Raw genomic sequence first — 25,282 nt, 5'->3', positions numbered from 1 at the left:
TCCGAGGCCCGCGGCGACCGTGGGATCGGATCAGGCGCCGGCGGCCTCGCGACTGCTCGCCGCAGCCGCGCCACTGCTCGCCGCAGCCGCGCCACTGCTCGCCTCGGCCGCGGCGGCGGACAGGGCGGCCTCGGTGATGGCGAAGGCGAAACCGAGCGCCTCGGTGATCGCGGCGGCCGCCTTGAGGACGCGCGGGGCGCCGACGATGGGCGCGATGGCGACCAGGACGTCCTGGACGTCGTCGATCTTCACACCGGACTCCACCGCCGGGCCGATGTGCAGAAGGTAGGACGCCGACGGAGCGTCGACGGCGGCCAGGGCGGCGATCCGGGCCAGCAGAACCGTGCCCGGGGCGAGTTCGGTGCGGGCGAGCGCGACCGCGTTGATGTCGATCAGGGCTTCAAGGACTGGTGCTTCTCCGGTGGCCATCGACGTTCCCTTCCGCGAGTTCAGCGGCGGTGGTCGGATCCGATCGCCGCAGCGAGAAGTCTGTCGAGCCAACCGGCAAACCTCATCCTCCCGCCAGGATGAGGTGAGCCTTCCAGCCCTGGTCGGCGTTCGAGTCCGGGTTCGGCCGGGTGTCAGGTCTGGATCGAGGGGTGGTACTCCTCGGCGGTCAGGCCGAACGTCCAGGCGACGCCCTCCCGGGCGGAGTTGGTCTCCGGGGGAACCCGAAGCCAGTAGACGCGGCTGGTGCCGTCGGGCTCGGGAGTGGAGTTGACCACCTCGACCATGACGAGGGGTTCGTCGCCTGGCAGGTCGAGGCGCCACAGGGTGCCGGTCTCGTCGGAGCCGAGGTTGCGGGCGCCGGCCTCGCGCAGGTAGCGCTCGTAGCCGAAGTGTTCGAGCATGACCCGGCGGAGCTCGGCGTTCTCCTCCTGCTGGATGCGGGCCACGGTCAGGGTGGGCAGCTCGGCCACCAGCTCCGGCGGGATCGGCATGCCGCGCCAGGCCCAGAGGCCGTAGCCGTCGGGGAACTCCATGGCCGGGCCCTCGCCGCGATGCAGCCGGCCGACGTTGTCGCGGGTCAGCCGCGTGGGGCGCTCGGTCAGGACGGCGAACCGCTCGGTCGCCCACCACCAGCCGGCATGCTGGGCCACCGCGGCCAGGCCGGACAGCGGCGCCAGGAGACCGGCCTCGGGCGCCAGCCGGTCGGCCGCCTCGAAGGTGGCCAGCCAGGTGCCGTCGTGCTGCCCGTAGATCGCGTCGAGAACAGCGCTCCGCAAGGTCCGGCCGGCGGCGCCGGGAAAGTCGGCGGCGAGGTCTTCGCTCAGCCGCAGGCGCAGCCGGCTCGCCACCAGATCCATGACCAGCGGCCACGACCGGCGCCCGGCGGCCGCGCTGAGTTGCGCCCACCCGTCACCGCCCAGAGCATCGACAGCGGCCTGCCGCGCCGCCGCCCACGGCTCCGTACGCACCCGGCGACGCAGCGACGCCCCGGCCACTCCACCCAGGCGCACCGGCGCCCCGTCCATTTCGCCGGGGTGAGGCGGCGCCCCGTCCACTTCGCCGGGGTGAGGCGGCGCCCCGTTCACTTCGCCGGGGTGAGGCGGCGACGACCCGGCCGAATCGCCGGGTTCCCAACCCTGCCGGCGCAACTCCGCGCAGACCTCAGCGAACCACTCGGGCGCCGCGCTGCCCCACACGGCGCCAAGCGAGGAGGGATGAGAGGCGATGGCGGCGGGAGCGGATGACGCCGAGGGAGACGGAGGTGCGGTGACGCTCGCCGAGAAAAGGTCGGGCGAGGAAGAGGTGGGCGACGGAGAAGCGGGTGAGGAGGAGGTGGGCGAGGGAGAAGCAGGTGAGGAGGAGGTGGGCGAGGGAGAAGCGGGTGAGGAGGAGGTTGGCGAGAAAGAAGCGTGTGAGGAGGCTGCGGGAGAAGGGGCGGAGGAGGAGGCGGCCGGCGGAGAAGCGGGTGAAGAAGAGGTGGGCGAGGGAGAAGCAGCCGGGGGAGAGGCGGAGGAGGGAGAAGGCGAAGTGGCGTCGTCACGCCAAGGGAAAGCGGGCGCGGCGCTGGGCTGCAAGGCGCCGGTGAGGAGGGCGAAAGCGGCCGCGCCGGCTCGGGGGGAGCCGAGCCAGAAGATGCGTTCGGGTGGGGTGGCGCCGGCCAGGCGGTAGGCCTCTCGGACGCCGGACTCGGCGGCGGCGCGGGTGGCGGGGCCGGTGGCGACGGCGGTGGCCAGCCACTGGTCCTCGATGGCGGCGGACATGGCTTCCTGGGCGGGGGTCAGCTGCATCGTCGGCCCCTCAGTCCGCGACCGGGCGGAAGGCGCCGGGAATGTACTCCCGCTGGCGGACCACCCGGTAGTGGCCGGCCGGCAGGGAGATGGGGCCGTGCTCCTCGTGGCTCACCCGGCCGTGGGTGGGCACGTCGATGAACATGCGCTCGAGGTCGTCGACGTCGGCCAGCAGCTGCAGGCCGGGGCCGCCCACCACGTGGGCGTGGCCGGTGGCCTCGCCCCGGGCCAGGACCATGCGGCCGCGGCGGTCGCGGGGGACGGGCGCGCAGACGGGCACCTCGTCCTCGGCCACTGGAATGATCAGCACATCGCCCTGCCTGTACATCGGATTCCTCCCCACTCGCCGACCTCGGATGGACGCACGCTATCGGGTGGGTACGACACTTTCGGGCGTCGCCGGCCAGGCGTGTGGAATGCGTTCGAGAAGGCCCTCGGCGTACACGTCGCGCAGTCGCAAGGGCTCGAGGTGCACGTAGCCGATGTGGCAGTCGCACAGCGCGTTGGTGCAGGCGCGGGGCCGCAGGCCGGCGCGCCACGAGCCGTCGTAGAGGTTGCCGATCGGCGCCGGTATGAAGTGGCAACGGCGTACCGTGCCGTCGCCCAGCACCGAGATGGCGTCCTCGCCGGCCCGGCACGGCCGGCCCAGTGACGCGTGCGGGCGGACGCTGTCGCCGAAGCGGGGATCCAGGGCCGTCCAGCGGCTTTCCTCGGCGGCCGAGTACACGTGTCCCTCGGCCGCGTTGACCCACATGTACACGTGGGCGGGCAAGTCGGACCGCAGGGCGGCCGCCTCCTCGTAGTGGGAGGGCAGCCCGACCACGCCCACCGAGTAGCGCACCCCCAGCGCGTCCAGCTCCCGGCAGCGGGCGAGGAACCGGGACCGGGTCACCTGCCCCGGATGGTAGGTCGCCCACAGCGCCGCCACGTCGGGGTTCGCCTCGGACAGCCACCCTGTCCGGGCCGCCAGGTTGGTCTGGATCGCCACCCGGGCCACGTGCGGCAGGTGTGACAGGCGCACCATCGCGTCGCGGTACCAGGATCGGGTCAGCCCCTCGCCCCATGGCGTGAACAGCACCGACAGCCGCCGGTCGGTGGTCGCCGCGGCCCAGTCGGTGAACCGGAGCAGGTCGGCCTTGTCGGCGCGCAGCAGCGCGGGCGGGTCGACCCGCTTGGCGAACGGGCAGTACGGGCAGTCGTAGTTGCAGCTCGCGAGCGGCCCCCGGTAGAGCACGTAGAGGTCTCTCATCGCGTGACGTACGCCCCCATCGCCTCGCGGACCGTCCCCGAGACCAGCCACGGGCCGATGGCGTCGGAGTGCGCGAGCCCTTCCGCGGTCAGCGCCGAGCCCGCCAGCCAGCCCTTGTCGACGAGCACGGAGAGCTGCGGGAAGTCTTCGTCGTACGGCGTGCCGAACCGCTTGTGGTAGGCGGCGGCATCCACGCCTTCCGTACGCAGCAACGATTTCAGCAGCCACCGCCGTCGCTGCTCGGCCGCGTCGAGGCGGAAGCCGATCTCGGCGTACGCGAAATCGGACGCCGGCCGGCCCAGGTAGTCGTCGATCACCGCCCGTACCTCGGAGACCGAGACCGCGTAGTCGAACGAATAGTGCAGGTCCGATGTGTACGATCGGGCGCCGCACCCCAGCCCGATCGTGCCGTCGTCCTGGCAGCAGTAGTCCGGCCCGTCCGGCACCGGCGCGCCGGCGAGCCGGAACTGCCGCATCGAGTGCTGCTCGTATCCGGCCGCCGTCAGCACCTCGACCGCCTGCCGGTAGAGCGCGAGCCGCTCGGAATCCCAGTCGGCGCGCGCGTGGGCGCGCCGCCCGAGCCCGGTCAGTGGCCGCACGTACAGCGGATAAAGGTAAAGCTCCTCGGGCCGCCGCCGGATCGCCTCGTCGAGCGAGTGCTGCCAGGTCTGCGGCGTCTGCCCGTCGATGCCGTAGATCAGGTCGACGTTGAGCACCGGGACACCGGCCTCCCGGATCACGTCGAGCGCGCGGTCCACCTCGGCCTGCCGTTGCGGGCGCCCGGCCGCGCGGGCCTCGGACTCGAGGAAGCTCTGCACGCCCATGCTGACCCGGGTGGCGCCGTGCGCGGCGAGCACCGCGAGACGGTCCGGCGTGGCCGTGGCCGGCGACGTCTCGACCGACATGGGCACCGCGGCCGTGCCGAACACGCCGCCGACGATCGCGAACAGTTCCTCGAGCTCGCCCGCGGTCAGATAGGTCGGCGTTCCGCCGCCGATCGCGATCCGGGAGAAGGCCGCGCCGGGGGAGAGGCTGTCTTTGACGGCGGCGGCCTGGTGCCGCAGCTGTTCGAGGTACGCCGTCACCTGCTCCGCCGGCGGGTTGGCCCGCGTGAACAGGTTGCAGAAGCCGCAGCGCATCTCACAGAACGGCAGATGCACGTACCCGAAGAGCGCGTCCTGAGGCTCGGCCGCCCACACCTCGCTCAGCGGCGGGCGCGGATCCAGTTTCCGATAGGCGGTCTTGTGCGGGTACGCGTACAGATAGCCCTGGTAGGGCGAATCGTCGAGGGTCATGAGGCGTCCAGAACAAAATCGGCGTACGGCACTGTCCACACGGCCTCGTGCGGAACCCGATGGCCGACGTGGCCGTCCTCGCCGTACAGGGTCCCGTGGTCGGCGCAGATGATCACCTGGCAGGGCCGTCCCCGGCTCGTGACCAGGGCGAACAGGCGCCCGAGCAGCCCGTCCACGTACTCCAGGGCGGCCGCCTGCGTCGCCGGCCCGTCCTCGGTGGCGCCGGGCACGTAATGCTTGTTGGGCTGGTGCAGGGCGGCGACGTTGACGAAGGTGAACAGCGGCCGCCCGGCCGGCAGACCTTCCACGATCGTGGCCAGCCGGTCGATCTGCGCGCCGAAGCAGTCGGGCTCGGTCACCCCGAAACCCCTTTCCCAGTACGCCTCGGCGAACAGCCCCGGCAGCACGCGCCCGAGCGGCGCCCCGGGGTTGAAGAAGCCGACCCCGCCCAGGCAGACCGTGTGGTAGCCGGCGGCGGCCAGGCCCGACGGCAGGTCGGCGGCGTCGAACACGAACGTGCCCGGCCCGCTGGTCTCGCTGCCGGCGAACCGGGCCGCGAACAGCCGCTCGTGCCGGCCCGGGGTCACCGGCGTCGGCAGGAACCCCGCGAAGAAGGCGTGGTGAGCCGCGTACGTGAAGGTGGCCGGGCTGTGCCGCCGCTCCCACACGCCGCCGGGCAGCACCCGGGCCAGCTCCGGAGTGCGCCCGCGGGCCAGGCACTCGGCGGCCACGTCGTACCGCAGCGTGTCCAGGGTGACGAAGAGCAGATCGTGACTGCCGATCAGGTCGCGCACGCCATCTCCTTGATCGCGGCCACCTGGGCCCCGTACGTGTCGAGACCGTCCACCAGCACGCCGGGCAGGAGATCGCCGAACGCGTTCACCTCGGCCACCGCGTGCTCCCGCCACCCGGCCCGGAACATCAGGTCGACACCGGCCTGCAGGCTGCCGGGGAAGCACTCGGCCACCCGGGCGCACGTGTGCATGGCGGCCTCCCACGCCCGCTCGCCGGCCGCCGCCCGCACCGCCGCGACGTCGCCGCGGGCGTTGCCGAGATGCAGGTTCGTCATCGGCGACCGGCTCGCCCGCACCACCACGTGCCGCGGCCGGCCGGCGATCACGACCACCCGCAGGTCGAGCACGCGGTCGTCCAGGGCGGCTTTCGGGAACCACCGCTCGACGTGCAGCCCGTCCGGCGCCAGGCGGTCGACGATCGACGCGATCACCGGCTCACCGTCGTACCGGCGTACCCGCAAGTTGTTGAAGAGCCGCCCACCGCTCAGCTCGGCCGAGGTGACCGCCGTGACCCGCCGCCCGGCCGCGGCCAGGGCCAGCACCCCGGACGCGGACGAACCGTAGGCCGGCTTGACGAAGACCCGGGGCCAGCCGGCCCGGGCCATGGCCGACCGCAGCGACGCGTAGTCGTGCACCGGCTCCAGAGCCGGCGGCACCGGGACACCCCGCGCCGTCAGCAGGGCGTGGCAGCGCGGTTTCGCCGTCATCGCCAGGATCTCGGCGGGGGAGTTGAGCAGCACGCCACCGCCCGCCTCGACCCGGCCGAGGGCCACCCGCAGCCCCGCGAACGCGGCCGCCGCGCCGACGATCTCGCCATGCTCGGCCGGCCCGGCCGGACGGCCGCCGCCCAGCTCCCGCAGCAGCGCGCCGACCTCCGCGTTCTCGCCCGGCGAGTCGATGCGCACGAGCGTGCCCGGACCGGGGACGCGCCCGTCCCGCAGCACGTCACGCCACGGGAAGACCTCCGGCGCGGGCAGGCCGGCCCGCTGGACGGCGGCGGCGAACAGGGCGACCCGGCGGTTCTCCGGGTTGCCGACGACGGCGAGCCGCATTACTCGGCGACCACCGTGTACCGGCCCCAGCGCGACTCGTCCTGACGGCCGGACGCGACGACCATGACGTCGGGCAACTCGTCGATCACGCGCTGGATCATCTCCTCGGACATGAAGTGGTGATGCAGGTCGAGCATCGTCAGGTGGGTGAGCGGCTGACCGGCCAGCAGAGCCTCGGCGCCCGCGTCACCGAGCACACCGAGCGACAGGTCGAGCCGAGTGAGCCGGGCGACCACCGGCGCGGCGGCCACGGCGGCGGCGAGCTCGTCGGCGATCTCGGCGTTGCACAGGCTCAGACGGGTCAGCGCCGGGAAGGCGCGCCCGCTCAGAATCGGCGCGAGGTCGTCGGGACGGGCGTCACCGCCGTAGTTGTCGACGCCCAGCCACAGCTCCAGATGGGTGAGGTTGGGGAAGTCGCAGGCCCCGACGGCCCGGACGATGGTGGCCGGCAGACCGCCGGACTGGATGACGAGCTCGCGCAGACCCTCGTGGCGCAGCGGCTCCAGCTCGAGCCCCTGGGCGCCACGCACCCAGAAGCTCTCCAGAGCCGGGAGGGCCGCGAGCAACGGCGTCACGTCGGACTGGTTGATCCACGAGATCTCACACTGCTCGGAGCTCATCTCGCCCACGAACAGCGCCCGCAGCCCGCCCAGCCGCCCGGCGTTGCGGATCAGAAGGTCATAGGGGAATTTCGTCTCGTACGCCGAACCCCACTCACCCACGATCAGCGCGGTCGGCCCCGCCGGCCCGCTGCGTTTCAGCACCCGCTCGAACGCGGCCTCGAACTCCGCGGGCGACGCCTCGAAGTCCTCCATGTCGATCCGCCAGGCCACCGCCGCCGGGTCGGCCGGATCCTTGTCGTCCTCGAGGTCGACGACGGGCAGCCCGAAAAAGGTCGTCAGGTGGTGGTTGATGGTCACGGGACTCCTTCGGCCGAGACGACTCCTGGCGGATCAGTGCCGAGAACCTAGCAAGCCCCTACGACACTTTCCCCGCCGATCAAGCAACGATGTCAGCGGCATCGCATCCGGCCGAGGTGATCGGGCCCCGGCGGCCCACGTTTCTCAGGATGATGGGGGATGGTCCGGCCACGGCACCGCGTACGCCGGGTCCGTTCCCTGGGTGAGCCGGGCGAAGCGCAGCAGTTCGCGGGCGATGCCGGCGTTGCCCATGGCCCAGCCGGGCTCCGGCGGGAGGGCACTGAGCGCCGCGCGGTGCTCGTGGTTCGACCAGCGTGCGCCCGAGGCGTCGACGGTGGCCCGGGCCCGCAGGTCGTCGACCAGCACCTGGGCGAAGTCGAGCGGGATACCCCGCTCGAGGTGGCGGTCGCAGGCCAGCGCGAGAACCCCGGCCGTTCCGCAGCAGCGGCCGCTGTTGTCCCAGAAACCCGGGCGTACGCGGTGCGGAAGCCCCGAGTGTGTGACGGTGTGCCAGCAGCGGTCGCCCAGTGCGGTCCAGGCGCTGTCGCCGGTCACAGCGGCCAGCAGCCGGAAGACCTGGGCGTCGCCGGCGGGGCCGTTGCACCAGCCGTAGCTGTAGCGCTCGATCAGTTCCGGCCGGTGCGGCGGGTCGGAATGCGGGACGAGGAAGCCGTCGGGGCCCGCCTCGTCGCGGCTCACCACGTCGGCCGCGCCGGCCAGGGCCACCTCGAGGAAGTCGCCGCGACCGGCGGCGGCCCCCACGGCGGCCAGGGCGTAGACGATCCCGAGGGTTCCGTGCGCGATGTGGTGGGACCGCGGCGGGCTCGGGCGGACCGCCCAGTTGACCCCGCCGGGAGTCGGGTCGGCGGTGTCGAGATAGGGCGCCGCCGCGAGGACGGCCAGCTCCGGATCGCCGGCGTGCAGAGCGCCCAGGGCGATCCCGGCGTTGCCGAACAGCAGCTCGAACATGGGGCCCCAGCGCTCCCCGTCGAACCGCGAGCGGACGAGCCGCAGAGCCCGGTCCGCGGCCCTCCCGGCGGACGAGTCGCCGAGCAGGCGATGCACCGCGCGCTGGGCGACCGCCGTACCCGTCAAGCCGAAATACAACGAGCAGTCGTCGACCTCGGCCAGGGCGGCCGCACCTCGAAGAGCCGCGTCGCCGTAGCGATTGTCGCCGAAGTGGCGGTGACCCTCCAGCAGCGCGAGCACGGCACCCGCGCCGCCGCTGTACAGCGAGTGGTCGCCCGCCGGCACCGACTCGATCATCCAGTCGAGAGCACCGGCGGCCAGCTCCTCCGCGCCTGCCGTCATGGTGTGGCAGCCTGCCATGACCGTCTAGGGTCGTCCGCATGGCGACACGGCTCGTGCAGATCACCATGAAGGCCCGGGACGACGCGGCGCTGGGCTGGACGCTCTCCAGCGGGGGTCCCGGCGTCACCAACCTCGAGCCCGTGAGCCTCACCGACCCGGAAGGCAACGAGTTCTGCCTGCCGACCCCGGCCTGAGCAGGAAAGACGCGATGAGGGAGAACGACTGGCGGGATCCGGAGTGGGTGGCGGGTGCCCATGAGTGGACCGCCGGGCATCTGGACGCGCCCGCGGTGGGGGCTGTTGAAGAGGTTCGGGTGCGGCCGTGGTCGGTTTCGCATCGGGTGATGACGGGGGCGGGGGCCCGCTGGTTCAAGGCGAACATCACCGGGTGTCGCTATGAGGCGGGGCTGGCGGCGGCGCTTGCCGAGTGGGTGCCGGGGCGGACGCTGGCGCCGATCGCGGTGGACACCGAGCGGGGCTGGCTTCTCACGGCGGACGCCGGGCCGACGCTGCGCGATCTCGGTGACGGCGGTCACTCGACGACAACGTCTTCGCCGGGTTCCGGTTCTTCGACTGGGGTGACGCCAGCGTCGGGCATCCGTTCGGGTCGCTGCTCGTCGCGCTGGGTGTGGCCGGTGCGGATCGGGCGGAGCGGCTTCGGGACGCGTACCTGGAAGTCTGGTCGGACCTGGGGTCGCTGAAAAGCCTTCGCCGCTCCGCCTCGCTCGCCTTCCGCCTGGCTCGCGTGTCCCGGGCCATGGCCTGGCGTCGGGCGGTCGAGGGTGCGGCCCTGCCCGTCGACGAGGACTTCCGCACCGCGGCCGACTGGTGGCTCGGGCAGCTGCCCGAGCCCACGCCGATCTCGAGGGTCTAGAGGAGCCGCAGGTCGGTGAGGGCGTCGACCAGGCGGGTGACGTCCTCGGCGGTGGAGCCCAGGCCGAAGCTCGCGCGCAGCAGGCCGGGGGCGGTCTCGCAGCCCTCGGTGGTGGCGTGGCCGGTCAGGCGGCGGACGAGCGGGTGGGCGCAGAACTGGCCGGCCCGCACGCCGATGCCGTAGTCGCGGCCCAGGCGCTCGGCGACGCCGGACGGGTCCGGCAGGGCGAAGGAGACGATGCCGACGCGCGGGACCTCGCCGCCGAACAGGGAGACGCCGTCCAGGCCGGCGAGCAGGCTCTGCTCGTGGTCCAGCAGGGCGGCCCGGTCGGCGCGCAGCAGCGCGTCGCAGACCGCGCCGAGGGCCACCGCGCCGATCAGGTTGGGGGTGCCGCCCTCGTGGCGGGCGGGGCCGGTGGCCCAGGTGACGTCGCCGGCGAGGTCGCCGACGGCGGCGCTGGCGCCACCGCCGTACAGGTAGGGCTGGGCCTCGTCGAGCCAGTCCTGACGGCCGGCCAGAACCCCGGCGCCAAAAGGTGCGTAAAGCTTGTGCCCGGACAAAGCGATGTAGTCGGCGCCGAGATCGTCGAGAGAGACGGGCACGTGGGGAGCCAACTGGGCCGCGTCGACGACGACCCGGGCGCCGTGGGCGTGCGCGATGTCGGCCAGTTGGCGGACGGGCCAGATCTCGCCCGTGACGTTGCTGGCTCCGGTCACCGCGAGGAGTGCCGGGCCGCTCACCGCGGACAGCGCCTGCTCGACGGCGGCCAGCGCGGAGGCGACAGAGGTGGGCGCGGGCAGGCGGACCGGGGAGGGCCAGGGGAGCAGGTTCGCGTGGTGCTCGCCGTCGAAGACGATCGTGGTGGTGCCCTCGGGGAGCGAGCGGGCGAGCAGGTTGAGCGAATCGGTGGTGTTACGGGTGAAGACGACCTCGTCGCCGGGGCGGCAGCCGAGGAATTCGGCCACGATGTCGCGGGCGCGCTCGTACTCGAGGGTCGACTTCTGCGAGCGGCGGCCGGTGCCGCGGTGCACGCTGCCGTACAGCGGAAGCAGGCTGGTCACGGCGTCGGCGGCGACCCGGACGGCCGGGGCCGAGGCCGCGTAGTCGAGGTGGGCGAAACGCACCGTACGGCCGTCGGGAAGATCAACCGTGAGGTCGGCGCCGATGATGTCGAGTTCGTCGGACATGGATGTGCCTCCGCATGGGTCGGGGACCCACCGCGGGCCCGCGCTTGCCCGCGTCGTCTTCGGCGCGAGCCTGGTCCTCACCCGGGGCACCCCATCGCGAACGCAAGGGTTGCCGGCCAGCGAGCCGGGGCTTGTCACTGGCGCTCATGACCTCCAGATCGAGACTAGCACCACCTATCTCCTACCGGGCAAGTAGGCATATGGTCGTCGCATGACGAAGCAGACTTGGGCCGAGTGGCACGCCGCGCACGAGCAGAACCGTGCCGACCGCCACGGGTTCCTCGCGGTGACCAGCCTCAACTTCCTCAACGAGACCCCGCAGCGCTTCACCGACGCCCCGGGCGAGTGGAGCACCGGACCGGACGGCGTAGTGGTCGACCTCACCGACGGCGAGTCCCTGACGGTCGACGGCGCCGAGGTGACCGGCCGGCACAGCTTCGGGGTGCTGCCCGAGCGCGGCGGCGTCACGGCCGGCTACGGCGACGCCGTGATCGAGGTGGCCAAGCGCAGCGGCTTCGACATCGTGCGGCCCCGGCACCCCGACAACCCGGTGCGTACGGGATATCGGGGCACCCCGGCCTTCGAGCCCACCGAGAAGTGGGAGCTGAGCGGGCGCTACGTGCCGTTCGAGGAGCCGCGGCAGATCACCGTGGGTGCGGCCGTCGAGGGTCTGGAGCACGTGTACGAGTCGCCGGGCCGGGTGGAGTTCGAGGCGCTGGGCACCCCGCTCGCCCTGACCGTGTTCAACGGGCACGCGCCGGGCACCTTCTTCGCGCTGTTCACCGACGAGACCTCGGGCGTGACCACGTACGCGGCCAACCGGAGCCTGGCCATCGACGCTCCCGCCGCCGACGGTTCCGTGGTGCTCGACTTCAACAAGGCCACGAACCTGCCGTGCGCCTACACGGAGTTCGCGACCTGCCCGCTGCCGCCGGCCGAGAACAGGCTGCCGATCGCCGTGGAGGCCGGCGAGAAAACCCCGGCGTGACCCCCGGGCTCGTACGAGCCGGCCCGGACCCGACCGTCCACAAAGGATACGGTCAAGCTGGTGGCCCTCGACGTGGTGAACGCGTTGCGGGACAGCGGGAAGCCGCGGTCGTCTTCACTGCCCTGCCGATGCCGGAGGACGCCCTGACATGCTCGGTGGGGCGGTCGATTTGTCCGAAGAAAAGCTGGACGAGCCGCTTCCCTCGTGGGCGGTGGCGCGGGACACCGGCCGCTGGTCGGTCGCGGGCACCCCAGAGCAGCTGGCCGCCGCCGTACCGGAAAGATTCGAGGCCGGTGTTCGCGACGTATTGTCGATCAACGGCATCGCCGGCGACCGCACGCACGACTTCGTGGTCGGCGGCCCGCCGACCGAACCACGCCGGCGCGGCATCGTCAAGGAGGACTACCGCGGCAGCACCCTCCGCGACAACTTGGGACTGACGCTATGACACTGGACGCGATCGTCGTCGGCGGCGGGGCGATGGGCTCGGCCGCGGCCTGGCAGCTCGCCCGGCGCGGCGCCGACGTGGCGCTGCTGGAACGGTTCGAGCCGGGGCACAAGCACGGCGCCTCGCACGGGGCGTCGCGGATCTTCCGGTTCGCGTACGCGCAGCCCGACTACATCACGCTGGCCCGCGAAGCCCTCGACCTGTGGCGGGAACTCGACCCGTCGCTGGTCGAGCTGACCGGCGGGGTCGACCACGGCGACCGCACGTCGATCGAGCCGATCGCCGCGGCCCTGGCCGCGGCCGGGGTGCCCGGCCAGTGGCTCCCGAAGGAGGAGGCCACCGCGCGCTGGCCGGGGCTGCGCTTCACCGGCCCGGTCTTCTTCCACCCGTCCAGCGGGCGCGTGCACGCCGACCGCGCGGTGGCCGCTCTGCAGACGGCCGCGTCGAAGCTCGGCGCCGACGTGCGGCACGAGACCGAGGTCACCGCCATCACCGTGCGCGGGGACGACGACGTGGAGGTCGTCACGGCCGGTGCGACCCTGCGGGCGCGCCGGGTCGTCGTGGCGGCCGGCGCCTGGACGTCGAAGCTGCTGCCCGGCCTGCTGCCCCTGCGGGTGACCCAGGAACAACCGGCCCATTTCACGCCGCTCCCCGGGCTCTCATGGCCCAGCTTCATCCACCACGACGGCGGCGCCGGCGTCTACGGGCTGCTCACCCCCGGCGAGGGTGTGAAGGTGGGCTTCCACGGGAACGGGCCGGTGGTGGACCCGGACGTACGCGACTACGCCGCGGAGCCCGTACGGGCGGAACGCCTTCGTGACTACGTACGGCAATGGGTCCCCGGGGTCGACCCGGACCGTGACGTGCCGATCAGCTGTACCTACACGACCACCCCGACCTCGGACTTCGTCGTCGACCGCCACGGGCCGCTGGTGATTGCCGCCGGCTTTTCCGGGCATGGTTTCAAGTTCACGCCGGCGATCGGGCGGCTGCTGGCCGACCTGACCACCACCGGCACCCCGGCGATCCCCCGATTCGCCCTCCCCCTCGGACAGGAGAGCCGCCCATGACCATGCAGTCGGCGCTGGAACCGCTGCGCCTGCGGCGCGTCTTCGGTTCCTTCCCCACCGGCGTGACCGTCGTGTCGGCGCTCGTCGACGGCAAGCCCGCCGGCCTCGCGGCCAACTCGTTCGTCTCCGTGTCGCTGGACCCGCCGATGGTCTCGCTCTGCGTGGCGCACACCTCCACCACCTGGCCCACCTTGCGCCGGGCCGGCCGTCTCGGCGTCAGCGTGCTCGGCGCCCACCAGGAACAGGCCGGCCGCCAGCTCAGCGCCCGCGACGTCGATCGTTTCGCCGCGCTCGACTGGCGCACCAGCCCCGACGGCGCGGTCTTCCTGGAGGGCTCCAGCGCCTGGCTGGACTGCTCCATCGACCGCGAGATACCGGCCGGCGACCACGACATCATCCTGCTGCGCGTGCACGACCTCGACGCCGACGAGTCCGTGCCGCCGCTGGTCTTCCACGGCAGCACGTACCGGTCGCTAGCCCTCTGACAGCATCCAGTCGAGCGCGGCCTCGACGTGGAGCAGCGTGGTGTCGTACACCCGCAACGGGCTCTGCTCCTGATCCAGCAGGAGACCGATCTCCGTGCACCCGAAGATCACCGCTTCCGCCGGCAGTTTTTCCAGGATGCGCAGGTACGCCTGGCGTGAGCCCTCCTCGACCCGCCCCTGACAGAGCTCGTCGAAGATGACCCGGTGCACGGTGTCCCGGTCCTCCTGATCGGGAACGACGACGGTGAGGCCGTTCGCTTCCAGCCGCTTTCGGTAGAAGTCCTGCTCCATCGTGTAGCGCGTCCCCAGCAGAGCGACCTCCTTGACGCCGTCGTCCAGCAGCGCCCGCGCCGTGCCGTCCGCGATGTGCAGAACCGGAATGTCGACCGCGTCCTCGATGGCGCCGATCACCCGGTGCATGGTGTTGGTGCAGAGAATCAGGCCCTCGGCGCCGGCCCGCTCCAGCTTCCGCGCGCACTCACCGAGGAACTTCCCGGCCTCGTCCCAGGCCCCGGCCACCTGCATCCGCTCGATCTCGGCGAAGTCCACCGTGTAGGTGACGCTGTGCGCCGAATGCAGCCCGCCGAGGCGCTCCCGCACCCCACGGTTGAGCCGCTGATAGTAGTAGTCGGTCGATTCCCAGCTCATGCCGCCGAGCAGCCCCAGAACTCGCATGCACCCATGCTCTCGCGCCGGCCGCGCGGCGCCGACGGCCAATTCGCTTGACGCGGCTGATGTGCTGCGGACATGGACCCTGTACGCGCGGCGTTCGAACAGAACTTCACCGACGGGCTCGAAGTCGGTGCGAGCTTCTGCGCGACCGTCGACGGCGAGATCGTGGCCGACCTGTGGGGCGGGCACGCCGACGCGGCCCGCACCCGCCCGTGGGAGCGCGACACGATCGTCAACGTCTACTCGATCACCAAGACGATGGCGGCACTGACCGCGCTGCTGCTCGCCGACCGGGGCGACCTCGACTTCGGCGCCCCGGTGGCCCGCTACTGGCCCGCGTTCGCGGCCGGCGGCAAGGACGAGGTCACGGTCGCGCAGGTGATGAGCCATTCGGCCGGATTGTCGGGCTGGCGTGCGCCGCTGGAGCCGGAAGACCTCTACGACTGGGAGAAGGTCACCACGCTGCTGGCCGCTCAGGAACCGTTCTGGAAACCCGGCACCGCCTCGGGCTATCACGCGGTCACCCAGGGCTTCCTGATCGGTGAGATCGTCCGGCGCGTCACCGGCCGTACCCTGGGAACCGTCTTTCGATCGGAAATAGCCGAGCCGCTGGGCGCCGACTTCCACATCGGGCTGCCCGCCTCGGAGGAGCACCGGGTCGTCGAGCTGATCCCGCCGCCGGAGGAGGCGTTCTCGGGCGAGGTCACCGAGCTGCCGGACAACGCCGCCCACAACCCGCGCCTGACCACGGCCGTCGCCAACACCCGGGCCTGGCGGGCGGCCGAGATCCCGGCCGGCGGCGGCACCGGCAACGCCCGCTCGGTGGCCCGGATCCACACCATCCTGGCCTGCGGCGGCGGTGTGCTCTCGGAGGCGGCACGCCGTCGTGCCCTCGAGGTCCAGATCGAAGGCGTCGACCTCATCCTGGGCCTGCCCGTACGGTTCGGCCTCGGCTTCGCGGTGGGCGGCGACTTCATGCCGAGCCCCAACACCCTCTATTGGGGAGGCGCGGGCGGTTCCCTGGCTGTCATCGACCTGGACGCTCGCGCCACGTACGCCTACACGATGAACAAGATGGCCGGCGGCGTGGCCGACATGCGCGCGTTCGGTCCCATGGCCGCCGCCTGGGCGGCCACGTGATCGCCGTCAGCTGTCGCGCATGCGCGCTAATATCCGTGAGCCACCGACGACGGGAAGGGCAGCGTGGCTGACATGGCCGGCTATTCGGGTACGCCGTTGTACCGCAAGCTCGGCATCAAGCCGGGCCACCGGGTCGTACTTCTCGGCGCGCCGGCCGGCTTCGTGGCCACTCTGGATGGGCTGCCCGCCGGGGTCGTCGTCCGGCCCGAGTTGGCCGCCGGCGCGCCGGCCGACGTGATCGTGCTGTTCGTGACCGAACGCGACGAGTTGCAGTCCCGCCTCGGCGAGGTCAGACGCGGCATGGCCCAGGACGGCGGCTTCTGGGTCGCCTGGCCCAAGCGGGCGTCGAAGGTGCCGACGGACGTCACCGAGGACGTCATCCGCGACGTCGCGTTGCCGACCGGGTTGGTCGACAACAAGGTCTGTGCCATTGACACGACCTGGTCGGGTCTGCGGCTGGTCATCCGCCGCGAGAACCGCACACCGGCCGTTCAGGTTCAGAAGAATTCGTCGAGCAGACGGTAGAAATCGTTCTTCAGAGGATCAAGTTCGATGCCATAACGGTTCAAGAACCGGTCAGCCGGCCGGGGCTCACGCCGCGGATCGAAATCTTCCGTGAGCGACCTGACCACGAGGGCGAGATCGGCCCAGCGGTCGGCCACGCCCAGCCGGCCGGCATCGATGAAGCCGCTCACCTGCCAGGTCTCTGGATCCAGCATCACATTGGGCAGGCTCAGGTCGCCGTGGCAGACCACCAGGTCTTCCTTCGACGGCTGGGTGGAGATCAGTTGGGCGACCAGTTCGTCTCGCGTCCAACCCGTGCGCTCATCGTCCACATCGTCGAGGTCCACGTCGGCCGCCAATGCCTCAGGCATCACCACGGACAGACGGCGATCGAATGGGCACTCGGCGATCGGCAGCGCGTGCAACGCGTGGATCATGTCGGCGAGGGCGTCGACGATGCGCGGACGGGATGCCTCAGGCCACTTCTCGGCGGCCGACACGCCCGGCACCTCGGCTGTCACGAGCAGACCGGGACGGCAATCGATGACCTCGGCGGCGGGAATGCCGTGCTCACGCAGCCAGGACAGGCGCGCGCCCTCACCCACCAAGTCGTCCCGCGGATCGTCCGACACCTTTCGATACAAACCGTTGCGCCGGTCGACCATGACAGTCGCACCGGACTCACCGATCGTCACCGGTTCCCACATTCGGCAAGGATCTCACTATCGATTCCGCTGACAGCGAGGGTCCAGCGGCAGGTGGCTGACTTCATAGTGCCGGAGACCGCCTTCACCTCCGCAGTGACTTGCCACGGTATGCGCCTCAGTGGCGCTCATCGACGGCCCAGCCGCCATTGCCGGTCCGGCAATTACCAGATCGCCCCGGTAACCCGTAGACGCCGTACAGTGTCACCGTGTCGAAGGTCAGGAAGTATGCCTACTGGTCAATTCCAAAGACCAGATCGCCAAGGCCACGTTGGACTTCCTAGGCTCCTCGGCGGTTGAGGACTTCGCCAAGTCGACGCGAGTGGAGATAGCCAAGGGGCACGGCAGAGTCGAGTTCGCTCGCTACGCCGGTGGACATAACGGCGTGGTGACCTACACCGAAGTCGCCACCTCAGAAGGTGAACGCGTCGGCGTCTGTCTCTTTGGCAGCTTGGACAATCTGGCGGACTGGGCTGGGGCGAAGGACGACTTCCCGGCCGGATGGTCTTCTTCGGCCTGGTACGCGATTGCGGATCTGCTGCGGAGCAGGGGCGTCGTGAAGGAATCCCAGTGGGATGATGACGAACAATTGGACACGCGGCTCACGCCCGGCCGTTGGGCAGACCTTCCTGCCAACGTCGATCGGATACTCACGGGGGCGCTCATGTGGGTTCGCACCGGGCCAGAGTCAGTCACACTCTACTCAAAACTGAGGCGAGAACTGGGGACCACCCTGTTCTGAGACTTAGACCTTGTCCAGCCAGAGGACGATGCCGGTGGTGCCGGTGAGGACCGCGGCCACGCCGGCTCGGATGGCGGCGGCGCAGCGGGACTCGGTGAACGACGCCGGGTCGTAGGCCGAGGACATGCCCAGGCCCTCGCCGCGGAACGAGGCGCCGGACCAGTCGGCCGCTGTCACGTTGACCGTGGGTTCGGCCAGTTCGGCTCCGACGACCAGGAAGTGCTGGTCCAGGTGGTTGGCGCTGACGGTGGTCAGGGCGTCGATCAGGGGGTTGCCGGCGCTGACGATCAGGTCCGGTTTCAGGTTCATCGCCGTGACGATGTCGTCGATCGGGTTGCCGGGGTCGGCCGCCACCTCGCGCAGGTCGACGTCCTCGTCCTTCGCCCAGTCGCGGACGCCCTTCGTCAGGGCCTTCGTCGGTGCGTCGTCGCCCGAGTGCAGCAGCACCACCCGGTAGCCCTTCGACGGGTGGATGCCGTCCCACGAGCCGGGGGAGGGGGTGACCGTGGCCTCGGGGGTGGGCGGGGCGGCCGGGTCGGTGAAGCCGGCGCCGAGGGTGCCGACGGGGGTGGGCGTGGGGTGGGGCTGGGACCAGTCGCTTCCGTTGCCGCAGCCGGCGACGGTCAGCAGGGCGGCCGCGGCGACGGCGCAGAGCAGGCGGCGCAAGACGTACTTCCTCTCAACATCAGGCGATCTTTTCTAGCCGACCGAAGGCGGGAAAACCGCCTGCGAGCTGCTTTGTCTCCATCGGTTCGCCAGTGTTTTTGATCTTGTTAACCCGCACGGTGCACGGTGCAACGATGAAACGCATCGCCCTGGTGATCGCCGTCGCGGCGCTCGCCCTGCTGGGAGCCACGCCGGCGTACGCGCACGGATTCAGCTCGACCGTGTACACCGACGTCACCTCGGGCGGTGACGGGCACGTCCGTACCAAGCTGGAGCTCGAGTACGACCTGCTGGTCGTCTCGGCCGCCGACATGGAGAAGGACGATCCGCTGTTCCGGTCGGGAACCGCCGCGTTCGAGGACGGCGATTCCGGCGGCCAGGCCCGGGCGCTCAACGAGCACGCCGAGACCGTCGTCAGCTACGTGACGAAGCGTTACTCGCTGACCGCCGGTAGCCGATCGTGCACGGCGACGCGGGAGGGCGACTTCACGATCGGGGAGCGGGAGGGTGTCCCGTACGCCGATCTGCTCCTCGACTGGACCTGCCCCGGCGCCGGGAACGGGCATGAGCTGCGCAGCGGCCTCTTCCCGGACGGCGAGGGCTACGTCAAAGGCACGAAGACGATCGTCACGTACGAGATCGACGGCCGTACGGGCAGTGCCGCGCTCGACTCGGGGCATCCCACCTTCTCCACGGCGCAGAGCTGGTACGAGCGGTTCTGGGAGTTCTTCCGGCTGGGCGCCGAGCACCTGCTCACCGGCCTCGACCACATCCTGTTCCTGCTGGCCCTGATCGCCGGCTCGCGCCGCCTGCGCGAGGTCGTGCTCGCCGCCACCAGCTTCACGCTGGCCCATTCGGTGACCTTCATGCTGGCCGCGCTGGGCCTGGTCGACGTGCCGGCCCGGGTGGTGGAGCCGATCATCGCGTTGTCGATCGCCGTGGTCGCCGCCTGGTATCTCGTGCGGGTCTGGCGGCGCGGCGACCATGCCACCGACCTGGACACGGCGAAAGGGCTCGACCGTGCCGGGTGGACGCGCCTGGCTGTCGTGTTCTGCTTCGGGCTCGTACACGGACTCGGGTTTGCCGGTGCCCTGGGGATCGACGAGGCGTTCTCGTGGACGCTGCTGTGGTCGCTGCTGGTCTTCAACGTCGGCATCGAGGTCGTGCAGTTGTCGATCATCGCGGTCGTCTTCCCGCTCCTGATCGTGTTGCGCCGGCGGAGCCCGCGGGCGGCGCTGTGGGTGACCGGTTTGATCTCGGCTGGGGTGGCGGCGATGGGTCTCGTGTGGTTCATCCAGCGGGTAAGAGCCTGACTTTTCGGCAGGTGCCACCGGAGTTCTTGATCTTGTTCATGAGCGGTTCACGGACGCCGACCAGCTTGAGCATGCATTTCGCAACCCCCTCTCATCTGGATTGAGGAAAAACGATGAGATCCAGCAGGCACCATCGCGTCGGCGCGACCGCCGGCGCGGCGGTACTCGGCCTCGCCATCGCCCTCGGCGGCGGCCTGGCCACCCCCGCGAGCGCGGCCGACACGGCCACGCTCAGCGCCATCATCCTGGGCGTGGGCGCCGACGAGACCCAGCGCATCGTCACCTGGTACTCCTCGGCCGACACCGCCCAGCAGGTCCAGCTCGCGCCCACCGCCTCGATCGTCAACGGCGAGTTCCCCGCGAACTCGGCGACGTTCGCCGCGGTGGGAGCGGCGAACATCGCGACCAGCGGTGGCTTCAACCGGCACGCGACGATCACCGGGCTGAAGGAGAACACCCCGTACTCGTACCGGGTGGGCTCCGAGGGCAACTGGTCGCCGGCGTACGCCTTCAAGACCCAGGACTTCGAGGGCGACTACGACTTCCTGTTCTACGGCGACCCGCAGATCGGCGCCTCCGGCGACCTGGCCAAGGACCAGGCCGGCTGGGTGGACACGGTGAACGTCTCGACGGCGGCCAACCCGAACGCCGAGCTTCTGGTGTCCGGCGGCGACCAGGTCGAGACGGCCAACACCGAGGCCCAGTGGAACGCGTTCCTGGCCCCGCCGCAGCTGAAGTCGGTTCCGTGGGCGGCCACCATCGGCAACCACGACGTCGGCGGCAAGGCGTACGAGCAGCACCTGTTCACCCCGAACACGGACCGCTCGGCGTCCTACTACGCCAACGGCCAGCCGACCTCCAACACCTCGGGCGGCGACTACTACTACATCTACAAGGACACGCTGTTCATCGACCTGAACAGCAACTCCTACGCCACCTCGCAGGGTGGTGGCGGCGACGAGGCCCACCTGGCCTACGTCACCGATGTGATCAACAAGCACGGCGCCGAGGCGAAGTGGACGGTGCTGGTCTACCACCACGCCATCTACTCGGCCGCGTCGCACGCCAAGGACGGCGACAACAAGGTACGCCGGACGGACTTCCCGACCACCTTCTCGAAGCTCGGCGTCGACCTGGTGCTGCAGGGCCACGACCACGTCTACACCCGCAGCTACCTGATCAAGAACGGTGCCAAGGCCAACCCGGACGAGCAGCCGGGCGCCGCCGACGTCACCGCGGGCCCCGGCGGTGTCCTGTACGTGACCGCGAACTCGGCCTCGGGTTCGAAGTACTACGACATCACCAAGCCCGACAGCAGCGGCACCAGCGGCCCCGGCAACGGCCCGGACCCGCTCAAGCCGGAGAACTACTGGTACAACTCGGTCCAGAACCAGGAGCACGTCCGCTCGTACGTCAAGGTCGAGGTCCGCGGCGACAAGCTGGTCGTCCAGAACCTCCGCAGCGGCACCTGCGCGGCGCCGAACGCGGCGGTGGAGAAGGGCGTCTCCTGCACCAACACCGAGAGCGGCCAGCCGGTCGGCTCCATCGTCGACAAGGTGACCGTGCACCCGTACAACGGTGACGGCCAGCAGATCCAGGTCGCCGTGCCGAACGCGGCGCCCGGCGAGTTCGGCTGGACGATCGACGGCTACAACGGCCTGGTCGACCTCGGCACCGCCAAGGAGAACACCACCGGCGACTACTTCGCCGCCAGCGGTGAGATCAACCCGATCGTCGTCTCCGACACCCGTCGCACCCTCTCGCCGTGGTCGATCGCGGCCAGCGTGGGCGACTTCAAGGACGCCGACAAGTCGTTCTCGGGCGCCAACCTCGGCTGGACCCCGGGCGTCATCGCCAACGGCGCCGGCGCCAAGGCCGGTGCGGCCGTGGCCTCGGGCTTCGGCGGCAACGGGGACGGTCTGTCGGTCTCGCGCGGTCTCGCGTCGGCCGAGCAGGGCCACGCCCGCGGCACCGCCAAGGTCAGCGCCGGCCTGGACCTGAAGGTCCCGGGCGACGCGGCCAAGGGCACCTACCGCACCACCCTCACGATCACCGCGCTCAGCAGCTGATCGAGTTTCACCGGCGGGGCGGCGCCTGCGAGGGCCGCCCCGCTTCCTACGTAGGGATTTACCGATGAAGACCAGACTTGCCCTGTTCGCCGCCATCTTCCTCGTGAGCATGGTGCCGACGCCCGCTTTCGCCGACGAGGGCGACGTCACCTGGACGGTACGGACGGAGTCCAACAGCTTCGGCGCCACCCGGTCCAGCTTCAGCTACGCCGTGAACCCGGGCGGACAGGCCAAGGACGGGCTGGTCGTCGCGAACCGCGGGAAGACGGCGCTCAAACTGGGCGTGTACGCCGCCGATGGCTTCACCACCGACACCGGCACGCTCGACCTCAAGGGCGCGGACGCCACCGGCAAGGGCGTCGGGGCCTGGGTGCACGCGGCCCGCAAAGACGTGACGGTCGCGGCCGGGAAGACGGTCACCGTGCCGTTCACCGTCGAGATCCCGTCGAACGCGACGCCGGGCGACTACGTCGGCGGCATCATCACCTCGCTGACCCAGGCCGACGACACCGCTCAGGTGAACGTCGACCGCCGGCTCGGCATCAAGATCAAGCTCCGGGTGGGTGGCGACCTCACGCCCGCTTTGAAGATCGAGGACACCCACATTTCGTACGACGGCACCGCGAACCCGTTCGGCCGGGGCACCGCGACCGTCGACTACACGATCCACAATGTCGGCAACGCGGTCGAGACGGCCCAGCAGGGCGTGCAGATCACCGGCCCGTTCGGCCTGTTCAAGGCCGAGACCACCACGATCGCCAACCCGCCGGAGCTGCTGCCCGGCGAGAGCTGGAAGGTCTCCGTCCCGGTCGAGGGCGTCACCGCCGCGATCCTGCTCGACGCCACGGTCACGCTGGTACCGCAGCTCACCGACGCCTCCGGCTCGACCAGCTCGCTCGACAAGGTGAGCGCCACCGCGCACGGCTGGGCCTGGCCGTGGACGCTGCTCGCGCTGATCGTCGCCCTGATCGCGATCGTCGTGGCCGCCGTCGTCCTGACCCGCCGCAGCCGCGCCCGCCGCCGGGCCCGCGAGGACGCCCGGGTCCGCGACGCCGTCGCCGACGCCCTGCGCGACAAGGCCTCAGCGGCCGGCTGAGATCACCGCCGGGGTGGTGAGCAGCCACGACGCGGTGGTGCGGGCCTCCTGGGGCATGCGGGCGTCCTCGCGGACGCGGTGCAGCAGGCCGCGGTGGCTGTCGGTGCCGATGCCGTACGTGACGCCGTGCAGGATCTCGCGGCCGAGGCCGTCGGGGGAGCGCTGCCAGGCCGCGAGCTGGATGGCCAGGATGCGGCTCCAGGCCGGTTCCGGGAACGCGCCCGCGCAGTGCGGCGTGGCCCAGGCCGCCGCGTAGCGGGCCCGCTCACCGAACTCGCGCTCGGTCAGGATCTGGCCGATCAGCGGGCGGTGCACCTCGGAGCCGAGGTTGGTCAGGGTCCGCAGCGCGGCGTCGAGGTCGGTGTCACGGCGCCCGCGCAGATCGGTCACGACCCGGTCGAGGATGGCCGCGGCCACCGGCTCGCGCAGCGGGGTGGCCGCCACGAACATCGAGGAGAGCAGGCGCTCGTCCGGGTTGTCGCTGTCGAGGCACTCGCCGATCAGGCGGGCCAGGGTGACCTCGGCCGGCCGGTCGACGGGTGCCTGTGAGCAGGCGCGGGCCACTATGAGCCGGGCCTTGACTCCGGCATCCGAGGAGAAGCCACCCGCCGAGGGCGGGGTCTCGCCGGTCAGGGCGCGGTTGACCTCGGCCGCGAGCGGGCGCAGCATGCCGGCCAGACCGGGGTCGGCGAGCAGGGCGTTCACCGAGCGGCCGATGTCGCCGAGCTCGCCGGGGCTGAAGTGCCGGACCCGGATCTTGCGGACGGCGGCGAGCAGCGCGCCGTACCGCGCCCGGTCGTCGCCGTCGGCGGCGATCATCCGGCGGATGTGGCCGTTCGCGTCCGGGTGGGCCGTCGTGTCCAGCAGGGACAACGGCTCGACGACCACCGGGTTGCCGGGGTCCGAGGCGAGCCGGATGCAGGCGTCGACCGCGTGCACCCCGGCGTCGGGGTGACCGAGCAGCCGGCTCATCGCCTCCTGCCGTTGCAGCCAGGCGCTGTTCTCGGCCACCGCCAGCTCGGTGAGCAGCCGTTGCGACAGGCTCTGCCAGAGCCGCGGCGGGTGCAGGACCAGGCCGGGCCGGGCCCGGACCAGGTCGGTCAGCTCGTCCCACTCGCCGCCGGTGATCGGGCCGGCGCCGGTGGCCACCTCGAGCAGGGCGTGCAGCCGCCGCGGATCGCCCGCCTCGGCCGTGGCGGCCGGCTCACCGGTGGCCCGGTCGAGGGCGTCCTTCAGCGTGGTCAGCGAATGCGGGGCGAGCCCGAGCAGGTCCTCGTACCGCCGGATCGCCGCCCGCGGCGCGCTGGTCGTGCCGTTCTCCCAGCGGGTGATCTGGGACTCGGCGAGCGGGCGGTCGCCCGGCGGGCGGAAGGCGGCGGCGAAGACCTTGCCGGTGCGCCAGCGGGGATCGCGGGCCAGGCGCCGGTTGACCCGGAGCAACCAGCCGATCCGCTCGCGAGGGGTGGCTGCCGGCACTCGATCGAACTTACTTGCCGTGACGAGATCAATGCAATCGAGAAAGTTGCACGGGCGCGTTCCGGTTGCAATCGATCTACGATCGCGGCCGCCACCTGGGTACCCTCGCGCCCGGAGGCACCCTTGGAAAGCTCGCTGGCGGGCGAGCTTCGTGGCCGCACGGTGGCGGCAAACGCCGTGCCGGCCCGAGCGCCGGTGTCCCTCGGGGGGAGGGGCGCCGGCGCTCTTCCTTAACCAGCCCTTCTCCTGCTGATCAAGTCAGCTAGCACTGGACTTCTCAGGGGACCCACAGGATTCACGTCCGTGCACCACTTCGGACGGCGTCTCGCCGCGATCCTTCTGCTCGTCGCCGTGGGAGCGCTCCTGCCCGCGCGGCCGGCCGCGGCCCACCCGTTCGGCGATCCACAGACCGTCACCGTCGCGCTCGACCCGGCCCGCCCCGAGGTCGTCCGGATCCGCTGGAAGGTGGGCGGGCTCGACGACCTCACGCTGCTCGGTGTGGCGCTGGGCGTGCTGCCCGAGGACCGTGTCCTCCTCGACGGGGCCGTCTTCTACCAGGCGTCGGACGCCGGTGCGGTCGGCCCGTCGGCGCAGCTGGCCGCGTACCTCCTCAAGCAGATCACCGTGACCGGCGCCGGAGAAGCGTGCCCCGGAACCGTGCTGGCGCCCAAGGACCTGGCCCGCCAGGGCGTGACCGTCGACTATGCCTGCCCGGCGCCGGTCGGCCGGGCCGCCGTCGCCGTGCGCACCCTGACCGATCTCAACCCGGCCTATCAGACGCTGGCCACCGGACCCGGCGGCCAGCACGCCGTCTACCGCGACGGCGAGGTCACCCACGACTGGGTCCTCGGCGACGTCGCGGCGGACGAACCAGATCTCGGGCGCAGCGCCGCCGTACAGATCGGCGGGGTCGCCCTCGGCGTGCTCCTCGTCGTGATCGTGCTGGTCGTGGCGGTGCGCCGGCGAGGCACCACCCACCCCACATAAGGAG

The 25,282-nt window shown here is 71.4% G+C and carries 28 protein-coding genes and 1 riboswitch; of the genes, 14 read left to right on the top strand and 14 right to left on the bottom strand.

The features are described from left to right. Positions 1–30 precede the first annotated feature (30 nt). Both ACGFJ7_RS16980 and ACGFJ7_RS16975 read right to left on the bottom strand, forming a co-directional pair. Positions 31–429 carry a carboxymuconolactone decarboxylase family protein gene (locus ACGFJ7_RS16980; protein WP_360240366.1) on the bottom strand — a complete coding sequence of 133 codons (399 nt, stop codon included), beginning with the start codon at positions 427–429 and terminating at the stop codon, positions 31–33. 152 nt (positions 430–581) lie between these two features. Then, positions 582–1,460 carry a DUF6745 domain-containing protein gene (locus tag ACGFJ7_RS16975; protein ID WP_392642660.1) on the bottom strand — a complete coding sequence of 293 codons (879 nt, stop codon included), beginning with the start codon at positions 1,458–1,460 and terminating at the stop codon, positions 582–584. Positions 1,461–1,771: 311 nt separating this feature from the next. Between ACGFJ7_RS16975 and ACGFJ7_RS16970 the strand changes: the two genes are divergently transcribed. Then, positions 1,772–2,035, top strand: coding sequence for a hypothetical protein (locus ACGFJ7_RS16970; RefSeq protein ID WP_392642659.1), 264 nt, complete (start codon positions 1,772–1,774; stop codon positions 2,033–2,035). A gap of 212 nt (positions 2,036–2,247) precedes the next feature. Here ACGFJ7_RS16970 and ACGFJ7_RS16965 read toward each other — a convergent pair whose 3' ends face one another. The 7 genes from ACGFJ7_RS16965 to ACGFJ7_RS16935 form a co-directional block, all read right to left on the bottom strand. Then, on the bottom strand, positions 2,248–2,547 hold the full coding sequence (locus ACGFJ7_RS16965) for a hypothetical protein (RefSeq protein ID WP_392642658.1): 300 nt from the start codon (positions 2,545–2,547) through the stop codon (positions 2,248–2,250). Positions 2,548–2,604: 57 nt separating this feature from the next. Beyond that, positions 2,605–3,486, bottom strand: coding sequence for an STM4011 family radical SAM protein (locus ACGFJ7_RS16960; RefSeq protein WP_392642657.1), 882 nt, complete (start codon positions 3,484–3,486; stop codon positions 2,605–2,607). After that, positions 3,483–4,781: an STM4012 family radical SAM protein gene (locus tag ACGFJ7_RS16955; protein WP_392642656.1), complete on the bottom strand. Its 1,299-nt coding sequence runs from the start codon at positions 4,779–4,781 to the stop codon at positions 3,483–3,485. Before ACGFJ7_RS16955 ends, ACGFJ7_RS16960 begins: the two co-directional genes overlap by 4 nt. Further along, positions 4,778–5,575 (bottom strand): STM4013/SEN3800 family hydrolase, encoded by a 798-nt coding sequence (locus ACGFJ7_RS16950; protein WP_360240348.1) that lies wholly within the window; start codon positions 5,573–5,575, stop codon positions 4,778–4,780. The genes ACGFJ7_RS16955 and ACGFJ7_RS16950 overlap by 4 nt, the downstream gene beginning before the upstream one ends. Continuing rightward, the gene (locus tag ACGFJ7_RS16945) at positions 5,563–6,627 is read right to left on the bottom strand and encodes an STM4014 family protein (RefSeq protein ID WP_392642655.1); all 1,065 of its coding nucleotides are present in this window, start codon (positions 6,625–6,627) and stop codon (positions 5,563–5,565) included. The genes ACGFJ7_RS16950 and ACGFJ7_RS16945 overlap by 13 nt, the downstream gene beginning before the upstream one ends. Beyond that, on the bottom strand, positions 6,627–7,547 hold the full coding sequence (locus ACGFJ7_RS16940) for an STM4015 family protein (RefSeq protein WP_360240342.1): 921 nt from the start codon (positions 7,545–7,547) through the stop codon (positions 6,627–6,629). The genes ACGFJ7_RS16945 and ACGFJ7_RS16940 overlap by 1 nt, the downstream gene beginning before the upstream one ends. 144 nt (positions 7,548–7,691) lie before the next feature. Beyond that, complete coding sequence (locus tag ACGFJ7_RS16935; protein WP_392642654.1) at positions 7,692–8,858, bottom strand: lanthionine synthetase LanC family protein; 1,167 nt, start codon at positions 8,856–8,858, stop codon at positions 7,692–7,694. 38 nt (positions 8,859–8,896) lie between these two features. Here ACGFJ7_RS16935 and ACGFJ7_RS16930 point away from each other — a divergent pair, with 38 nt between their 5' ends. Both ACGFJ7_RS16930 and ACGFJ7_RS16925 read left to right on the top strand, forming a co-directional pair. Next, positions 8,897–9,052 carry a hypothetical protein gene (locus ACGFJ7_RS16930; RefSeq protein ID WP_392642653.1) on the top strand — a complete coding sequence of 52 codons (156 nt, stop codon included), beginning with the start codon at positions 8,897–8,899 and terminating at the stop codon, positions 9,050–9,052. A 14-nt stretch (positions 9,053–9,066) separates the two neighbouring features. Beyond that, entirely contained in the window at positions 9,067–9,558 is a 492-nt protein-coding gene (locus ACGFJ7_RS16925) for a hypothetical protein (RefSeq protein ID WP_360240333.1), read from the top strand. A 169-nt stretch (positions 9,559–9,727) separates the two neighbouring features. Here ACGFJ7_RS16925 and ACGFJ7_RS16920 read toward each other — a convergent pair whose 3' ends face one another. Further along, positions 9,728–10,918, bottom strand: coding sequence for an aminotransferase class V-fold PLP-dependent enzyme (locus ACGFJ7_RS16920; RefSeq protein WP_360240330.1), 1,191 nt, complete (start codon positions 10,916–10,918; stop codon positions 9,728–9,730). Positions 10,919–10,953: 35 nt separating this feature from the next. Further along, positions 10,954–11,070: riboswitch (SAM riboswitch) on the bottom strand. Between the two features lie 59 nt (positions 11,071–11,129). On the opposite strand from ACGFJ7_RS16920, the gene ACGFJ7_RS16915 reads away from it, so the two are divergent. The 4 genes from ACGFJ7_RS16915 (at position 11,130) to ACGFJ7_RS16900 (ending at position 13,909) form a co-directional block, all read left to right on the top strand. Beyond that, on the top strand, positions 11,130–11,906 hold the full coding sequence (locus ACGFJ7_RS16915; protein WP_360240327.1) for a DUF1684 domain-containing protein: 777 nt from the start codon (positions 11,130–11,132) through the stop codon (positions 11,904–11,906). 148 nt (positions 11,907–12,054) lie between these two features. Continuing rightward, a complete protein-coding gene (locus tag ACGFJ7_RS16910) occupies positions 12,055–12,354 on the top strand; it encodes a hypothetical protein (RefSeq protein WP_392642652.1) in 300 nt (99 codons plus the stop codon). Continuing rightward, complete coding sequence (locus tag ACGFJ7_RS16905) at positions 12,351–13,424, top strand: FAD-dependent oxidoreductase (RefSeq protein ID WP_392642651.1); 1,074 nt, start codon at positions 12,351–12,353, stop codon at positions 13,422–13,424. The genes ACGFJ7_RS16910 and ACGFJ7_RS16905 overlap by 4 nt, the downstream gene beginning before the upstream one ends. Beyond that, positions 13,421–13,909 carry a flavin reductase family protein gene (locus tag ACGFJ7_RS16900; RefSeq protein WP_360240318.1) on the top strand — a complete coding sequence of 163 codons (489 nt, stop codon included), beginning with the start codon at positions 13,421–13,423 and terminating at the stop codon, positions 13,907–13,909. The genes ACGFJ7_RS16905 and ACGFJ7_RS16900 overlap by 4 nt, the downstream gene beginning before the upstream one ends. Here the strand turns inward: ACGFJ7_RS16900 and ACGFJ7_RS16895 are convergent. Then, positions 13,898–14,584 (bottom strand): aspartate/glutamate racemase family protein, encoded by a 687-nt coding sequence (locus ACGFJ7_RS16895; RefSeq protein ID WP_360240315.1) that lies wholly within the window; start codon positions 14,582–14,584, stop codon positions 13,898–13,900. The two genes, ACGFJ7_RS16900 and ACGFJ7_RS16895, sit on opposite strands and share 12 nt — an antisense overlap. Positions 14,585–14,656: 72 nt before the next feature. Here ACGFJ7_RS16895 and ACGFJ7_RS16890 point away from each other — a divergent pair, with 72 nt between their 5' ends. Both ACGFJ7_RS16890 and ACGFJ7_RS16885 read left to right on the top strand, forming a co-directional pair. Further along, entirely contained in the window at positions 14,657–15,721 is a 1,065-nt protein-coding gene (locus ACGFJ7_RS16890; RefSeq protein ID WP_360240312.1) for a serine hydrolase domain-containing protein, read from the top strand. 72 nt (positions 15,722–15,793) lie between these two features. Next, positions 15,794–16,246 (top strand): DUF3052 family protein, encoded by a 453-nt coding sequence (locus tag ACGFJ7_RS16885; protein WP_360243472.1) that lies wholly within the window; start codon positions 15,794–15,796, stop codon positions 16,244–16,246. Here ACGFJ7_RS16885 and ACGFJ7_RS16880 read toward each other — a convergent pair. Continuing rightward, the gene (locus tag ACGFJ7_RS16880; protein WP_392642650.1) at positions 16,219–16,932 is read right to left on the bottom strand and encodes an APH(3') family aminoglycoside O-phosphotransferase; all 714 of its coding nucleotides are present in this window, start codon (positions 16,930–16,932) and stop codon (positions 16,219–16,221) included. The genes ACGFJ7_RS16885 and ACGFJ7_RS16880 overlap by 28 nt on opposite strands. Before the next feature lie 385 nt (positions 16,933–17,317). Here ACGFJ7_RS16880 and ACGFJ7_RS16875 point away from each other — a divergent pair, with 385 nt between their 5' ends. Beyond that, on the top strand, positions 17,318–17,671 hold the full coding sequence (locus ACGFJ7_RS16875) for a hypothetical protein (protein WP_360240306.1): 354 nt from the start codon (positions 17,318–17,320) through the stop codon (positions 17,669–17,671). Between the two features lie 3 nt (positions 17,672–17,674). Here ACGFJ7_RS16875 and ACGFJ7_RS16870 read toward each other — a convergent pair whose 3' ends face one another. Continuing rightward, on the bottom strand, positions 17,675–18,337 hold the full coding sequence (locus ACGFJ7_RS16870) for a hypothetical protein (protein WP_360240304.1): 663 nt from the start codon (positions 18,335–18,337) through the stop codon (positions 17,675–17,677). 134 nt (positions 18,338–18,471) lie between these two features. Between ACGFJ7_RS16870 and ACGFJ7_RS16865 the strand changes: the two genes are divergently transcribed. The 3 genes from ACGFJ7_RS16865 to ACGFJ7_RS16855 all read left to right on the top strand — a co-directional run bounded on the left by ACGFJ7_RS16865 (position 18,472) and on the right by ACGFJ7_RS16855 (position 22,815). Then, positions 18,472–19,650, top strand: coding sequence for a HupE/UreJ family protein (locus tag ACGFJ7_RS16865; RefSeq protein WP_360240301.1), 1,179 nt, complete (start codon positions 18,472–18,474; stop codon positions 19,648–19,650). Positions 19,651–19,763: 113 nt separating this feature from the next. Next, the gene (locus ACGFJ7_RS16860; RefSeq protein WP_360240298.1) at positions 19,764–21,719 is read left to right on the top strand and encodes a fibronectin type III domain-containing protein; all 1,956 of its coding nucleotides are present in this window, start codon (positions 19,764–19,766) and stop codon (positions 21,717–21,719) included. 64 nt (positions 21,720–21,783) lie between these two features. Further along, positions 21,784–22,815: a WxL protein peptidoglycan domain-containing protein gene (locus tag ACGFJ7_RS16855; protein WP_392642649.1), complete on the top strand. Its 1,032-nt coding sequence runs from the start codon at positions 21,784–21,786 to the stop codon at positions 22,813–22,815. Here ACGFJ7_RS16855 and ACGFJ7_RS16850 read toward each other — a convergent pair. Then, positions 22,801–24,291 carry a hypothetical protein gene (locus ACGFJ7_RS16850; RefSeq protein WP_360240292.1) on the bottom strand — a complete coding sequence of 497 codons (1,491 nt, stop codon included), beginning with the start codon at positions 24,289–24,291 and terminating at the stop codon, positions 22,801–22,803. The genes ACGFJ7_RS16855 and ACGFJ7_RS16850 overlap by 15 nt on opposite strands. Before the next feature lie 303 nt (positions 24,292–24,594). On the opposite strand from ACGFJ7_RS16850, the gene ACGFJ7_RS16845 reads away from it, so the two are divergent. Continuing rightward, complete coding sequence (locus tag ACGFJ7_RS16845) at positions 24,595–25,278, top strand: hypothetical protein (RefSeq protein ID WP_392642648.1); 684 nt, start codon at positions 24,595–24,597, stop codon at positions 25,276–25,278. The last annotated feature ends 4 nt before the right edge of the window (positions 25,279–25,282 follow it).

It is taken from the genome of Actinoplanes sp. NPDC048988, assembly GCF_043197815.1.
In the GTDB taxonomy this organism is placed as follows: domain Bacteria; phylum Actinomycetota; class Actinomycetes; order Mycobacteriales; family Micromonosporaceae; genus Actinoplanes.
The sequence above is the reverse complement of the archived record's forward strand: the minus strand, read 5'-3'. Positions and strand labels throughout refer to the sequence as shown.